Origin of the sequence: Bradyrhizobium sp. 191, from assembly GCF_023100985.1 — a bacterium.
GTDB lineage: Bacteria > Pseudomonadota > Alphaproteobacteria > Rhizobiales > Xanthobacteraceae > Bradyrhizobium > Bradyrhizobium diversitatis.
Map to the genome: position 1 here is coordinate 64,273 of NZ_CP064692.1, position 15,280 is coordinate 79,552.

Genomic DNA, 15,280 nt, shown 5'->3' on the forward strand with positions numbered 1-15,280 from the left:
ATTGATGCTACCCCATAACGATGTTCGCCGTGACCTATTTCCCGGATTTAGGTTAGCTGTCCTTGTGGCGTTTGACGGGGACACGCCGATGACAGAACTTCAGGACAGGTTGGAACGGTTCGAGACGCTCACCGCCGAATGCGAGCTGATCGCCAAGCTCGCCACCGACGGCACCAAGCGCGAGTTCTATCTGAGGCTCGGGGAACAGTATCGCCAGCTGGCGGTGGATATTCGGCAGGCGATCGCGACCACGGCTGCGGCCTGAGGCCGGCTGAAATCCGTTCTTAACATTTAGCGCGCATTCTCGCAGCACGCGGGCATCGCTGATCGGCGATGGCTCGTGGTGGGAAGGCCGGGGTTCGCTGCAATGCAGCGCACCTCGCGAGTATCATCGTGCTGTGCCTGACAGGGCAAGTCCCATGCGCCTCGTTGCCGTGATCATATTCGCGCTCATGACGGCGGCCTGCGACCAGGAGCGGGACATCACCGGCTCGACGACGTCGAGCTGTCCGATACGAAACTACAGCTACAATCCACGCGACCTGAACCAGTGCGTCAACGCCTGCAGATCGTGCGATCGCGGCACCACGGTCACCTGCACGACATCCTGCACCCTCAAGGGGGCTCGCTGAGCGGATTGCCTTCTGCCTTGCGCGGCGTCGCAACCGCGCGATCCCCGGCCCCCATCGTCCCCGCCGTTTTGATCTGATAGGCTCGATCGGAGCAGGGGGACATCGTATGAGATTCGCAAGCTTTGAAATCGACAACGCCGGAGGTCTCGTGGGAACGGCGAGCAACGCGCAGGCTCCCGCGTCCGTGGCGTCGACGGTGCCGAGGCACCGGAACGATTCACATAGGTAGTCATTGGAAGCAGTGGGCAGGACGCGGAGTCCGATGGAATGGGTATGCTCGATCCCGGCCGGTTCCTGGTATCGTGCTCGCATTGCGATGCCTGGCCGATGGCCGCCAACGTGAAACGTTCAAGCTGGTCGGCATCCCCGCATGAGGTCCGTTTCGTCTGCACGCGCTGCCGGCGCGAAGAGACCGCGATCGTCTCGGCGTCCGGCGAACTGACGCCGATCAAGCGCCTCGACGCTCCGCCGCGGGATGTCGCTGTCGCCTGGGCTCAGGCCCAGCGCCCGCGGGGGCGAACGTAGGCGGCGCAGGGCATTGCTCGATTCGTTGTGGAGCCGGCCGATCGCGTCTGCGCCAAGATGCCAGCGGTCGATTGACTCCCGGCCTGGACGCCCCGTAGATTGGCCGCCGACGGTTCTCCTTATGGAGATCAAAAGGGAACGTGGTGCGAGATGTCCCAAGGTCGGGATCTTCTCAATGCCATGGCTGCCCCCGCAACTGTAAGCGGTGAATCTCTCGTCCTATGCCACTGGGAATCTCGGTCCTGGGAAGGCGACGCAGAGGTAACGACCCGCGAGCCAGGAGACCTGCCGTCAGCCGTGGTCACACGCGAAGATGTCGGTCGGGGAGTACAGACATTAGCTTTGCCGGAGCCATCGATCGCTCCGCCGTAAAGCCTCGTTCGCTGTGACGTGCCACTGACGTCATGCCGAGGTTACAATTGTGTCCCGTATTGTCACTGCCGCCGGGCGCCGCTGCGCCGGCATCGTTGCGGCCGTTTCGCTGTATTCGCTCGATCACTCCATCGTCCACGCCCAGCAGTCCGTCGCCGAGCAGCTGCCACCGGTCGAGGTGACCAGATCCGACGATCAGAACCGTACCCGTGCCAGGGCGATCGGCGAGGGCGAGGCGGGGCGGCGCCGAGCGGCGCCGGACGGGGCGCCGAATGGGACCGGCTCGTCCGGCTCGGGCAACGAGGCCGCCGCCGGCAATGGCGGGATCGTCGGCGCCGCCACGACCGTCATTACGGCCACGGACATCGCTCATGCACCGTCGCAGACGCTGGCCGAGATCATCGCGGCGCAGGTGCCGGGTGCCCAGATCACGACGTTCTATGGCGGCCAGATCGGTGCCAGGACCAGTGTCGACCTGCGCGGCTTCGGTGCCTTCGCCACGGCCAACACGCTGGTGCTGGTCAACGGACGGCGGTTGAACGACATCGATATGGCGCAGGTGGACCTCTCCACCATCCCGCTCAATGCCATCGAGCGCATCGAGATCACGCGCGGCAATTCCGGTGCGGTACTGTATGGTGACAATGCGGTCGGCGGCGTCATCAACATCGTCACCAAGAACGGCGTCGGCGGCCCGCCCGTGACGGCGCGCATCGAGGCCGGTTTCGGCTCGTTCAATACCAGGCTCGGCAACGTCTCGGCCGCGATCAATTCCGGTCCGTGGTCGACCTCGTTCTACGGCAATGCCGTCAGGACCGACGGCTATCGCGACAACAATCGCTATTCCCAGGAGAACGGCGTCGGCAATCTGAACTACACGACGCCGGGCCTGACCGCCTTCCTGACCGTCACCGGTGACAATCAGGAGCTGCGACTGCCGGGTGGCCGCACCGTCGATCCCTCCCTCGGCGTCGACGAGCTCGCGACCAGCCGGCGAGGGACCAGCACGCCCTTCAACTACGCCAATCAGCAGGGTTTTGGCGCGACCGCGGGCTTCACGAAAACTCTTGTCAACGGCGTCGATCTCATCGTCGACGGCGGCGTGCGCGACAAGAAGCAGCAGAGCGCGTTCTTCTCGAGCCCGGCGCCGGTCCCGGCTTTATTCACGTCGACCTATGTCGATGCTGACCTTACGACATGGTCGATCACGCCGCGGCTCAGCGTGAAGAGCCTTCTGCTCGGAATGCCCTCGCAAGTGCTGACCGGCGTCGACTACTACGATGCGACCTTTCAGCAGAACCGCGGCGCCGGCCAGGGTCTCGCTCCCTGGCACAATTACGATCTCAGGCAGCGGACGGTTGCGGGCTATGTCCAGCACACGCTCGGCGTCGCACCGGCGACCGATATCTCCTACGGCGCCCGGGTGCAGAACACCAATCTCTCGGCACGTGACAATTTCGACCCGGCGGCTCCGTTCAACGCCGATATCGGCGCGCTTCCACTCGGGAGCGACGAGACGCAATATGCGCTGCATCTCGGTGCGGAGCATCGCCTCAACGACACCGTCGCGCTGTTCGGCCGGGTTGCGCGCGCCTTCCGTACGCCTGACGTCGACGAGCGGGTGTCGTCAGGCCCTTCGTTCGACCCGTTCTTCAATCCGCTCCCACAGACGTTCCAGCTCAAGACCCAGACCTCGCAGGACATCGAGGGCGGGCTGCGCATCAGAGGAGGCGGACTGCAGATGCAGAGCAGCCTCTATCTGATGGACCTCGCCAACGAGATCCATTTCAATCCCATCCTGTTCTACAACACCAATCTGGATCCGACCCGCCGCTACGGCTCGGAGACCAGCGTCTCCTATCGCATCAACGACGCCCTGCTGGTGCGTTCCGGCATGGCCTACACACGGGCCGTCTTCCGCGAAGGCGTCTGGGCGGGCAACGACGTGCCGCTGGTGTCGCGCTACACCGCGAGCGCGGGCCTCACCTGGAACATCTGGCAGAACTATCTGGTGCTGGACGCCACCGCGCGCTTCTGGAGCGAGCGTCGCATGGACAACGACCAGGCCGGAACCCAGAAGCCGATTCCCGCCAATGGCACGATCGACCTCAAGCTCAGCGGCCAATATGAGCGCTGCTTCTGGTCACTCAGCGTCAACAATGTGCTGAACGCGCTCTACTACGACTACGCCGTCGCAAGCACCTTCACGGACGGTCGTTTCAGCGCCTATCCGCTACCCGGTCGCACCTATCTGCTCAAGGCCGGCGCCACGTTTTGATTTCAATGGGGCTGTCACGGGCGCCCAAATGGACTAAAACTCGAAGAGAAGGAGATCACTTATGGCTCTCAATATCCTGCCGTCCGGCGGCGACGGTTTCCGCCTCCATCCGGTGGCGCCGCGTCTCGCGCCGATGTTCGGCTTCGCGCTGCTGACGGTATCGTGCGCGCTCGCAAGTTTTGCGTTCGCCTGTGCGACGCCGTTCGCGGCCTTCGCCGTGGTCGCGGCTGCAATGCTGCCGCTGCGTCCGGCGCTGCTCGTCGTCACCGGCGCCTGGCTCGTGAACCAGAGCATCGGTTTCGGCGCGCTGCACTATCCCATCGATGGCAGCACCATCGCCTGGGGTTTCGTCATTGGCGCGGCTGCGCTGCTGGCGACCGCAGTGGCGTCGGCCGTGCTCCGCATGCTGCCGCAGAGCCGCACGACGCGGATGCTGGTGCTCGCGCTCGTTGCCGCCTATGCGGCCTACGAGCTCGCGCTGCTCGCCGCCACGCCGCTCCTGGGCGGAGAGGCCGCCTTCACCGCAGCCATCGTCACGCGCATTGGGCTGACCAATGTCGCCTGGCTCGCCGGCCTCGTCGCCGTCTGCGAGGTCGTGCGCCTGCTCGATCCGTTCGGGCGCAAGGGAGTGATGTCGGCCTGAGCAGTCCTCGCGGCGCCTGGTTGGAGCGCGGCGAAATCCGGGACAAATCGTTCCATAGCGCGACACCTCCCGGACTACGCTTCCGCGCCATCCGGGTGGCGTCGCCTGTGTCGTCCTCTGTCAATCCGCCAGTGTGAAAATATTCGACTTTACAGAAATTCGGATTTGTCGTATGTGTCGCCCATCCCGGCTCATCCTTGAGGGGCGATCATGAGGTCGTCATTGTCGCGAGCCGGGCTTGCGGTGGACGCGGCAGCGTCGGGCGCGAAAGGTGCGGGCAGGGAGGGTAGTCCCCGGTGAGCTCGTGGCCGCGCGCGGACGAACGGCGCTGCTAGGCTTCGTCTCGCCTGTAAGTTTCCAGCTCCGTCGACAGGGCTGGAAAAACTGCGGCGAAATGGCGAACCGCGCGTACGGCAAAACCGTGTGGTCCTGGCCGTCGTTGCTACGGTCAAGCTCTTGCGGAGGCGGCAATCGCGTCAACCGGCGCGGAGGTCGGTGAATTTTGCGAGGGTGAGGGAGGCCAGAACGAACTCGGCTCCCGGGAGAGCGCGGCATAAGCCGTCCGACCATCGCGCAGGGAAGGCCGAGTGATTGGCACCACCTGTATGCTGCTGTGCGGTTTTCTGCGTGTGCCTTTTGCGCAGCAGACCGCGGGTGCGTTGTCAGCACCCGGCCTTCCCTGTGCCCTCTTGGCTCGAGAGGGTGAGCGACGAAGCAAAACTCGGGCGAATTCGGCCGCGGGAATGCGAGTGCATGTCCGCAGCCACATCCACCGTCATTGCGAGGAGCGTAGCGACGAAGCAATCCAGAATCCCACCGCAGAAAGGCTCTGGATTGCTTCGCGGAGCCTGTCATCGGGCGGCGCTTCGCGCCGACCCGGTGGCTCGCAATGACGCGGAGGAGAGAGCGTGCGCCAAACTCCACTCTCGTGCCCCGGACGCAGCGCAGCGTCTCTTCGACGGTGCGTTGCAGAGCCGGGGCCCATACTGCTGTGTCGCATACCGTGTGGCCGCGGCAGATATTGGCACCCAATGCCCAAGCCGACTCAGCCGCCATGGCGCGTTGTTCTCGGGGGCAGAAATGGGAGCACTGCGTCCGTTGCAAAATCTGAAGTTGTCAGATGGCTTCTCGGCGGAGGTATCGAAGTAGCCTTAGCCGTGTCTTCTACGCCACGATTGTTGTGACTTCGCAACACTCATGCCGCATTTAACCTTCATCACCGGCGGTTCGCATCGTCGCCGCTTTTTGGCCACACCCGAACATGAATAAAATCACTCTAATGTTTTAAGGCAGTGGCGGTCTTCGAAGGCGACGAGAAAGTCCCAAGGTCGATTCAAATCTTGGCTCTGATTTTTCGGGTCTGAAAGGGTTGGCCGGGGAAGCTGGTTGCGATGGTCGCGAAGATTGACAAGCAGAGGCTGCCGAGCCGTCACGTAACGGAAGGCCCTGCGCGTGCGCCCCATCGGTCCTACTTCTACGCCATGGGGCTGACCACCGATCAGATCCACCAGCCTTTCGTCGGCGTCGCCTCCTGCTGGAACGAGGCTGCTCCCTGCAACATCGCACTGATGCGCCAGGCCCAGGCGGTGAAGAAGGGCGTGGCGTCGGCCGGCGGCACGCCGCGCGAATTCTGCACCATCACCGTCACCGATGGCATCGCCATGGGCCATGACGGCATGCGCTCCTCGCTGCCGTCGCGCGAATGCATCGCCGATTCGGTCGAACTGACGGTGCGCGGTCACGCCTATGACGCGCTGGTCGGCCTTGCCGGCTGCGACAAGTCGCTGCCGGGCATGATGATGGCGATGGTCCGCCTCAACGTGCCCTCGATCTTCATCTATGGCGGCTCGATCCTGCCCGGCAATTTCCGCGGGCAACAGGTCACCGTGCAGGACATGTTCGAGGCGGTCGGCAAGCACTCGGTCGGCGCCATGTCGGACGAGGATCTCGACGAGATCGAGCGTGTGGCCTGCCCGTCGGCGGGCGCTTGCGGCGCGCAGTTCACGGCCAACACCATGGCGACCGTCTCCGAGGCGATCGGCCTCGCTTTGCCGTACTCGGCCGGTGCCCCGGCACCCTACGAAATTCGCGACGCGTTCTGCATGACCGCGGGCGAGAAGGTGATGGACCTGATCGCCCAGAACATCCGGCCGCGCGACATCGTCACCCGCAAGGCGCTGGAGAATGCGGCTGCCGTGGTTGCGGCCTCCGGTGGCTCGACCAATGCTGCGCTGCACCTGCCGGCGATCGCGCACGAGGTCGGCATCAAGTTCGACCTGTTCGACGTCGCTGAAATCTTCAAAAAGACACCTTATGTCGCGGATTTGAAGCCGGGCGGCCGTTATGTCGCCAAAGACATGTTTGAAGTAGGTGGCATACCGCTTCTGATGAAGACGCTGCTCGACAATGGCTTCCTGCACGGTGATTGCCTTACCGTCACGGGCCGCACGATCGCCGAAAACCTCAAGAGCGTGAAATGGAATCCGCACCAGGACGTGGTGCACCCGGCAGATAAGCCCATCACCGTGACAGGCGGTGTGGTCGGTCTGAAGGGCAATTTGGCGCCAGAAGGTGCGATCGTGAAAGTCGCGGGAATGTCCAACCTCAGGTTTACCGGTCCGGCCAGGTGCTTCGACCGTGAGGAGGATGCGTTCGAGGCGGTCCAGAACCGCACCTACCGCGAAGGCGAAGTCATCGTGATCCGCTACGAGGGGCCGAAGGGCGGCCCCGGCATGCGGGAAATGCTCCAGACCACAGCGGCGCTGACCGGCCAGGGCATGGGCGGCAAGATCGCGCTCATCACCGACGGCCGCTTCTCCGGCGCCACCCGCGGCTTCTGCATCGGCCATGTCGGGCCGGAGGCGGCGGTCGGCGGCCCGATCGGGCTGCTCGAGGACGGCGACATCATCGAGATCGACGCGGTCGCCGGTACCCTTAACGTAAAATTGAGCGACGCCGAGCTCGCCCAGCGCAAAACCAAATGGAGCGCGCGCGTGACTAACCATACGTCGGGTGTGCTCTGGAAATATGCTCAGCAGGTCGGACCGGCGGTCGGTGGGGCGGTAACCCATCCAGGCGGCGCGCACGAGAAACAGTGCTATGCGGACATCTAGGCGTGCCATAGTTGCGTTTGTGTTGGGGGCGGCTGCGCTGGCCGCGCCGGCGCTCGCCTTCGACGGCGCGCCGGTCAACCCCAAGGACGCGGCCATCCCGGTCGTAACCACCTTGCCCGGCGCCGCAGGCGCCGTGCGCACCAAGGTTCCGCCGGCAGTCGTACCCCAGGAAACCTCGCTCAGCGCGCTGCAATATGCCGCCGAGGGTGGTCACCCCATCGCGCAGTGGAAGCTCGGCCGCATGTATGCCAACGGCGACGGCGTCGCCCAGGACGATTTGCGTGCATTCGAATATTTCAGCCGGATCGCCAACGCGCATGCCGAGGACAGCCCGTCGGCGCCGCAGGCGCAGATCGTGGCCAACGCCTTCGTCGCGCTCGGCCGCTATTATCTCAGCGGCATCCCGAACTCGAAGATCAAGTCGGACCCGGAACGGGCGCGGGAGATGTTCTCCTATGCGGCCTCCTATTTCGGCAACGCCGACGCGCAATACGATCTCGCGCGGCTGTACCTGAAGACCCCGGACGCCTCGCGCGAGGATTTCCGCTATGGCGCGCGCTGGCTCGGCCTCGCCGCGCAGAAGGGCCAGCACCAGGCGCAGGCGCTGCTCGGCCAGATGCTGTTCAACGGCGACCGCCTGCCGCGCCAGGCCGCGCGCGGCCTGATGTGGCTGACCCTGGCGCGCGACAGCGCCGGCGCCGAGGAGACCTGGATCAAGGAAAGCTACAACCGCGCCTTCGCCAAGGCCTCCGACGACGACCGCGCCATGTGCCTGCAAATGCTGGAGCAGTGGGTGCAGGGCCGCCGGGACTAGGTTAGGTCCCGTGGGATGGGCAAGGGCGCCTTGGCGCCGTGCCCACCGCCCGATCGGCGCTCACGCCGCGTCGAGATCCAGATCCGCCCACACCGGGACGTGGTCCGACGGCTTCTCCCAGCCGCGCACATAGCTGTCGATGCCGACATTGGCGAGCCGGTCGCTGGCCTGTGGCGACAGCAGCAGGTGGTCGATCCGCAGGCCCTGGTTCTTCTGCCACGCCCCGGCCTGGTAGTCCCAGAAAGTGTAGAGCCCGGGCTCATCGGTGACGGCGCGCAAGGCGTCGGTCAGGCCGAGGCCGAGCAGGGACTGGAAGCTCTCGCGAGTCTCCGTCTTGAACAGGGCGTCCTCGGTCCAGGCGGCCGGATTGTGCACGTCGCGGGCATGCGGGATGACATTGAAGTCGCCCGCAAGGATCAGCGGCTCCTCAGCCTTGAGGCGCTCCTTCGAATATTCAAGAAGCCGGGACATCCATTTGAGCTTGTAGGGATATTTGTCGCTCCCGACCGGGTTGCCATTGGGCAGATAAAGGCAGGCGATGCGCAGCACCCCGCGCTTGAGCGTGACCACGCCCTCGAGGAAGCGGGCATGCGCATCCTCGTCGTCGCCGGCAAGCCCCGACTTGGTCTCGTCGAATCGCAGCTTCGAGAGCAGGGCGACGCCGTTGAACGTCTTCTGCCCATGGGTGACGACGTTATAGCCCAGCGCCTCGATCTCCAGCCGCGGGAAGGCCTCGTCGACGCATTTGATCTCCTGAAGGCAGACGATGTCGGGCTGGCACTCCTTCAGCCAGGTCAGCAGGAGATCGATCCGCTGCCGGACCGAGTTCACGTTCCAGGTGGCTACTCTGATGGACATAGGGAGGGGCTCCGGGCGGGGCCATGGTTAGAACAAACTGCAAACGCGCCCGTCAAGGACGCCGCAAAATCTCCCACAAAATTAACCCGGTCTAAGCAGGCGGCGGGCCATTGATGATCGAAAGGTTCCGCGGATGGGTTGGCCGGACGAGTCGATGAAGCGAACTGAGCCGCACGACGGCCTGATCGGCGCATTCCTGTATTGGCTTGGCGGCTTCGAGATCGAGGACGGCCTGACCGCCGATCTCAGCGAGCGCGAGATCCGCCGCATCCGCGCCAAGCAGATCGACGCCGTGACGCGGCTGATGCCGGTGACGATGGCGGTGACGATGCTGAACGTCGCCATCGTGCTGATCCTGTTCTGGGGCAGGGGCTGGAACGACTTCCTCGCGATCTGGGGCCTGACGCTTGCCGTCACCGCCTCGCTCGCGGTGCGCTCCTGGCAACGGTCGCATCAGAACCCGCCGCAGGAGGCTTCGCCCCGCGTCGCGCGCCGGATGTTGCGGCAGGCATTCTTCCTCGCCGCGATCTGGGGCACGCTACCGCTCGCGCTGTTCAGCCGCATCGAGCCGACCAGCCAGCTCATCCTGGCCTGCCTGATGGTCGGCATGATGTCGGGCGGCGCCTTCACGCTCTCGACCTTCCCGCGCGCGGGCCTCGTCTATCTCGCCACCATGACCGTCGCCTGCGCCGGCGCGCTGCTGCTGTGCGGCACCGGGCCCTATCTCGTGACCTCGGTGTTCCTGCTGCTGTTCGCATTCTTCATGGCGCGCAACATCGTCTCGCAGGGCAATCTGTTCCTCGGCAATCTCAAGGCCCAGCTCGAGCTCAAGCGCCAGACCGAGATCATCTCGCTGCTGCTGAAGGACTTTCAGGAGAACGCCAGCGACTGGCTGTGGCAGACCGACGCCGACGGGCATCTGATCGACGTGCCCCAACGCTTCGCGGACGTCGCGCAGCTGCCGCTTCCGCTGTTGAAGGGAACCTATTTCGCCGACGTGCTCGACATGCTCTGCCCGGAAGACAAGCGCGCAGCCTACAACGTTGTCGGCCTGATGGAGCAGAACGAGCCCTTGCACGAGATGAACCTCAAGGTCGTTGCCGGCGGCGAGGCGCGGCTGTGGTCGCTGACGGCGAAGCCCGCCTATGACCGCGAGGGACATTTCCTCGGCTATCGCGGCTTCGGGCGCGACGTGACCGAGCGTTGGCGCGCGGAAAAGGCCGAGGCCGAGAACCGCGCCAAGTCGGACTTCCTCGCAGTGATGAGCCACGAGATTCGCACGCCGATGAACGGCGTGCTCGGGCTCGCCAGCATGCTGCTCGAAACCAAGCTCGATCCGGAACAGCGCGAAGCCGTCACCACGATCCGCGACTCCGGCGACAATCTCCAGCGCATCCTCAACGACATTCTGGACTTGTCCAAGCTCGAGGCCGGGCGCTTCACCTTCGAGGTGATCGACTTCGCCCCGCAGGCGCTGGTCGAGGCTGTCGCGACCGTTATTCGCGCGAGCGCCAAGAACAGGGGGCTGACGGTCAAGGTCGAACTCGATCCGAACCTGCCGCCGACCCTGCGCGGCGACGTCGCACGCATCCGCCAGGTGCTGCTCAACCTCGCGTCCAACGCGGTGAAGTTCACCGACCAAGGCGAGGTGACGATTTCGGTCACCTGCCAGGCGCGACGCGACCTGCTGGCGACCGTCGAATGGACGGTGACCGACAGCGGCATCGGCATCGCCCCCGAAAAGCTCGGCCAGCTCTTCAGCGATTTCGCCCAAGCCGATGCCTCGATCAGCCGTCGCTTCGGCGGCACCGGCCTCGGCCTTGCGATCTCGCGGCGCATCATCGAGCAGATGGGCGGCACCATAGGAGTCACCTCGACGCCGGGCGAAGGCTCGATCTTCCGTTTCACGCTGGTGTTGCCCTGGAGCCAGGCGCAGACGCCCGATCAGGCGGACGGCCGCGACGAGGCCGACGATCTCAAGGCCCGCATTGCCGGCCTCGACCGGCCGCTGAAGGTGCTGGTCGCGGAGGACGATGCCGTCAATCGCATGGTCGTGAGCAAGATGCTGGGGTCCTTCGACGTCGAGCTGCGCGTCGTCGCCGATGGCGCCGAAGCCGTCGCGGCGGCATCCGAGGGCAATTACGACATCGTGCTGATGGACGTGCGCATGCCCGACATGGACGGACTTGCCGCCACCCGCGCGATCCGCGCGCAAGGCGGGCGCTTCGAAGCCTTGCCGATCGTCGCGCTGACCGCCAACGCCTTCCCCGAGGACATCAGGATCTGCCGCGAGGCCGGCATGTCGGACTTCCTCGCCAAGCCGCTGCGCAAGCCCGCGCTGGTCGCGGCACTCCTGCGCGCGCTGGACGGCCACGTCATGTCGGAGGACGCGCCGCTCCAGCCGGGCCTGACGCCGGTCGAGGTGGAGTGGACGGAGGAGGAAAGGCAGATGACGGGCGCGTAGCCGGTCAGACCGAGAAGCTGGTCCCGCAGCCGCAGGACGCGGTGGCATTGGGATTGTTGACGCGGAACGAGGCGCCGATCAGATCGTCGACGAAATCGACCTGCGAGCCCGCCAGGAATGGCTGGGAGGCGGAATCGACCAGCACCACCGCATTGTCCTGCTCGATCACGAGATCGTCGTCGGTGCGGGCACGGTCGATGTCGAACTTGTACTGGAAGCCGGAGCAGCCGCCGCCCTCGACAGAGATGCGCAGCATCGCGCCGGAACCTTCGCCCTTGAGGATCTCCCCAATCCGGCGTGCGGCCCGGTCGCTGATGGTCACGGCAGTCGTCATCGTTCGTCTCCGATAGTCCCGCAGTCATACCCAATTCATTTGGTATCCCGCGCCCGACATAGTTAAGTGCCACCATACGCAGAATCAAATGGATAGGGACTAAATTCGCCGTGTCCGTCGGAATGGCAGCCCCCCGTGCGCCCTATGCCTGCGATCCCGATCGCAGCCGCGGCCGGCTGGTCCCCGAGCCCCCGAGCCGGACCCGCAGCCCGTTCCGGCGGGATTGCGACCGGGTGATCCATTCCACCGCCTTCCGCCGGTTGAAATACAAGACCCAGGTGTTCGTGTTCCACGAGGGCGACCATTACCGCACCCGGCTGACCCATTCGCTGGAGGTGGCGCAGATCGCCCGGGCGCTGGCCCGGCAGCTTGGGCTGGACGAGGACCTCACCGAAACCCTCGCGCTTGCGCACGATCTCGGTCATCCGCCGTTCGGGCATGCCGGCGAGCGGGCCCTGGACGCCTGCCTGAAGGAATTCGGCGGCTTCGACCACAACGCCCAGACGCTCCGTGTCGTCGCCTCGCTCGAGCACCGCTATCCCGAGTTCGACGGGCTCAACCTGACCTGGGAATCGCTGGAGGGCATCGTCAAGCATAACGGTCCGCTGACCGACCGCAGCGGCGCGCCGGTCGGGCGCTATCGCGAGCACGGCATTCCCGTGGGCATCGCCGACTACATCAGGACCTACGACCTCGAACTGTGGAGCTTCGCGTCGCTGGAGGCGCAGGTCGCCGCGATCGCCGACGACATCGCCTACGATGCCCACGACATCGATGACGGCCTGCGCGCCGGCCTGTTTCACCTCGACGATCTCAAGGTGATGCCGCTGACCGCGGAGATCATCGCCGGGATCGCTGCGCATTATCCCGATCTCGAGGACGTCCGGCGCGGCGCCGAACTGGTGCGCGAGCTGATCTCGCACCTGATCGGGGCGGTGTTTGCGGAGGCACGGAAGAACCTCGCCGCCACCAAGCCGCAATCAGCTCAGGAGGTGCGCCAGCAGGGCCGGGCGCTGATCGCGTTCCCCACCGAGGTCGCGGAGGAAGAGGCCGCCATCAAGGCCTTCCTGTACCAGCACATGTACCGCCACAAGCGGGTGATGCGGGTGATGGGGGAGGCGGAGCAGATCCTGTTCGATCTGTTCGCAAAATACCTGAAATCCCCCGGCGAGCTGCCGCCGGAATGGCTGCTCGGGGCGGAGGCAGACGACGAGGGCGATCGCGCCCGGCGGATCGGCAATTTCATAGCCGGAATGACGGATCGTTTCGCACTGACCGAGCACCAGCGGCTCTTTGACTCGACCCCGGATTTGCGTTAGGCGGCGGCCATGCCCCAGACACCCTCATCCCTGCATCTGTTCGCCGACGTGCTCGCGCGCGTGCACGCCGCCTGCCGCGCGCTTGCGGCGGACGCCAATTGGCCGGAGGGCATCGATTTCTCACGCGTGGTGGTCGAACCGCCGCGCGATGCCTCCCACGGCGACATGGCGACCAACGCTGCCATGGTGCTTGCGAAAGAGGCAAAGGCAAAGCCGCGCGACCTCGCCGAGAAGATCGCCGAGCGGCTCCGTGCCGACGCGCTGATCGCCAAGGTCGACGTCGCCGGTCCCGGCTTCATCAACCTGACGCTGAAGCCGGCCGCCTGGGCCGAAGCCCTGCGGACGGTACTGCGCGAGGGCGCCGATTACGGCCGCGTCCGGGGCGGCTCAAGGGTCAACGTCGAATACGTCTCGGCCAATCCGACCGGACCGATGCATGTCGGCCATTGCCGCGGTGCCGTGTTCGGTGACGCATTGGCGAGCCTGCTCCAGTTCGCCGGCCACGACGTCACGCGCGAGTACTACATCAACGATGCCGGCGCTCAGGTCGACGTGCTCGCATGCTCCGCGTTCCTGAGGTATCGCGAAGCGCTCGGCGAGGATATCGGTGCGATCCCCGAAGGGCTCTATCCCGGCGACTACCTCAAGCCGGTCGGTCAGGCGCTGGCGAAGGAGCACGGCGACAAGCTCCTCGCGATGAGCGAGGCGGAATGGCTGCCCCCGGTGCGTGCCAAGGCCATCGCGATGATGATGGACGAGATCAAGGACGATCTCGCCGCCCTCAACATCCGTCACGACGTGTTCTTTTCCGAGCGCTCGCTGCTCGAGGCGGGCAACAACAAGGTCGCCGAGACCATCGATTTCCTGCGTGCCAAAGGCGACATCTACGAAGGTCGCCTGCCGCCGCCGAAGGGCGCCCCGGTCGAGGATTGGGAGGATCGCGAGCAGCTGCTGTTCAAGGCGACCGCCTACGGCGACGACGTCGATCGTCCCCTGATCAAATCGGACAATTCCTACACCTACTTTGCCTCCGACATCGCCTACCACAAGAACAAGTTCGATCGCGGCTTCGCCGAAATGATCGACGTCTGGGGCGCCGACCATGGTGGCTACATCAAGCGCATGCAGGCGGCGGTAAAGGCGACCACCTCCGGAAAGGGGGCGCTCGACGTCAAGATCGTTCAGCTCGTGAAGCTCTTGCGCAACGGCGAGCCGGTCAAAATGTCGAAGCGGAGCGGGGACTTCGTCACCTTGCGTGAGGTGGTGGATGAGGTCGGTCAGGACGCCGTCCGCTTCATGATGCTCTACCGGAAGAACGACGCGGTGCTCGACTTCGACCTCGCCAAGGTCATGGAACAGTCGCGCGACAATCCGGTGTTCTACGTCCAGTACGGTCACGCCCGCGGCCACTCGATCTTCCGCAACGCTCGCGCCGAGGTGTTCCCGGAACTACCTGAGGATAGCGGCAAACGGAGCGCCTGGCTCAGTGAGTCTGCCGTGGAGCGGCTGTCGGACCCGGTCGAACTCGATCTTCTCAAGCGCCTCGCAATTTATCCTCGCATGCTCGAGGCCGCTGCCGCGGCCCACGAGCCGCACCGAATTGCCTTTTATCTCTATGAGTTAGCGAGCGAATTTCACGCACTTTGGACGAAGGGGCGTGATTTGCCCTATTTACGCTTCATTATCAATAATGATGCAGATCTTACAAAGGCGCGACTGGCCATGGTCCAGGGCGTCGTCTCGGTCCTGGCATCGGGCCTCGCCATCCTCGGCGTCCATGCCCCGGACGAGATGCGGTAGTTTGGGGCGAACTACTTAAGGGGAATTCGGGGGGTAACCGGCAGAAGCCGGATCGCTTAGACTTGGTTGAAAGCCTTGTGGGTCGAAGGCCGCGCCTTGGTCGAGGGGCGCGCGGCTTTCCCGAAGGG

General features: G+C 64.8%; 12 protein-coding genes and 1 riboswitch. Of the genes, 10 read left to right on the plus strand and 2 right to left on the minus strand.

Annotated elements, in window-relative coordinates; all coding sequences use genetic code 11:
• The first annotated feature begins 88 nt into the window (after positions 1–88).
• From IVB23_RS00290 to IVB23_RS00320, 7 genes are all read left to right on the plus strand, one after another.
• Positions 89–265, plus strand: coding sequence for a hypothetical protein (locus IVB23_RS00290; protein ID WP_165935731.1), 177 nt, complete (start codon positions 89–91; stop codon positions 263–265).
• A gap of 154 nt (positions 266–419) precedes the next feature.
• Complete coding sequence (locus tag IVB23_RS00295; RefSeq protein ID WP_061881805.1) at positions 420–632, plus strand: hypothetical protein; 213 nt, start codon at positions 420–422, stop codon at positions 630–632.
• A 267-nt stretch (positions 633–899) separates the two neighbouring features.
• Complete coding sequence (locus IVB23_RS00300) at positions 900–1,157, plus strand: hypothetical protein (RefSeq protein WP_061881804.1); 258 nt, start codon at positions 900–902, stop codon at positions 1,155–1,157.
• A 93-nt stretch (positions 1,158–1,250) separates the two neighbouring features.
• Positions 1,251–1,465, plus strand: a riboswitch (cobalamin riboswitch).
• Between the two features lie 113 nt (positions 1,466–1,578).
• On the plus strand, positions 1,579–3,807 hold the full coding sequence (locus IVB23_RS00305) for a TonB-dependent receptor (RefSeq protein WP_247802161.1): 2,229 nt from the start codon (positions 1,579–1,581) through the stop codon (positions 3,805–3,807).
• Between the two features lie 61 nt (positions 3,808–3,868).
• Positions 3,869–4,450 carry a hypothetical protein gene (locus IVB23_RS00310; RefSeq protein WP_247802162.1) on the plus strand — a complete coding sequence of 194 codons (582 nt, stop codon included), beginning with the start codon at positions 3,869–3,871 and terminating at the stop codon, positions 4,448–4,450.
• A 1,391-nt stretch (positions 4,451–5,841) separates the two neighbouring features.
• Entirely contained in the window at positions 5,842–7,563 is a 1,722-nt protein-coding gene (gene ilvD, locus IVB23_RS00315) for a dihydroxy-acid dehydratase (protein WP_247802163.1), read from the plus strand.
• Positions 7,550–8,377 (plus strand): tetratricopeptide repeat protein, encoded by an 828-nt coding sequence (locus IVB23_RS00320; RefSeq protein ID WP_247802164.1) that lies wholly within the window; start codon positions 7,550–7,552, stop codon positions 8,375–8,377. Before ilvD ends, IVB23_RS00320 begins: the two co-directional genes overlap by 14 nt.
• Positions 8,378–8,437: 60 nt before the next feature.
• Here IVB23_RS00320 and xth read toward each other — a convergent pair whose 3' ends face one another.
• Positions 8,438–9,235 (minus strand): exodeoxyribonuclease III, encoded by a 798-nt coding sequence (gene xth, locus IVB23_RS00325; RefSeq protein ID WP_061881800.1) that lies wholly within the window; start codon positions 9,233–9,235, stop codon positions 8,438–8,440.
• A 133-nt stretch (positions 9,236–9,368) separates the two neighbouring features.
• On the opposite strand from xth, the gene IVB23_RS00330 reads away from it, so the two are divergent.
• Complete coding sequence (locus tag IVB23_RS00330; protein WP_247802165.1) at positions 9,369–11,699, plus strand: ATP-binding protein; 2,331 nt, start codon at positions 9,369–9,371, stop codon at positions 11,697–11,699.
• 4 nt (positions 11,700–11,703) lie between these two features.
• Here IVB23_RS00330 and erpA read toward each other — a convergent pair whose 3' ends face one another.
• Positions 11,704–12,033, minus strand: a complete 330-nt coding sequence (erpA, locus tag IVB23_RS00335) for an iron-sulfur cluster insertion protein ErpA (RefSeq protein WP_024342679.1) — start codon at positions 12,031–12,033, stop codon at positions 11,704–11,706.
• Between the two features lie 110 nt (positions 12,034–12,143).
• Here erpA and IVB23_RS00340 point away from each other — a divergent pair, with 110 nt between their 5' ends.
• Positions 12,144–13,352: a deoxyguanosinetriphosphate triphosphohydrolase gene (locus IVB23_RS00340; RefSeq protein ID WP_197966384.1), complete on the plus strand. Its 1,209-nt coding sequence runs from the start codon at positions 12,144–12,146 to the stop codon at positions 13,350–13,352.
• A 9-nt stretch (positions 13,353–13,361) separates the two neighbouring features.
• The gene (gene argS, locus IVB23_RS00345; protein WP_247802166.1) at positions 13,362–15,152 is read left to right on the plus strand and encodes an arginine--tRNA ligase; all 1,791 of its coding nucleotides are present in this window, start codon (positions 13,362–13,364) and stop codon (positions 15,150–15,152) included.
• The last annotated feature ends 128 nt before the right edge of the window (positions 15,153–15,280 follow it).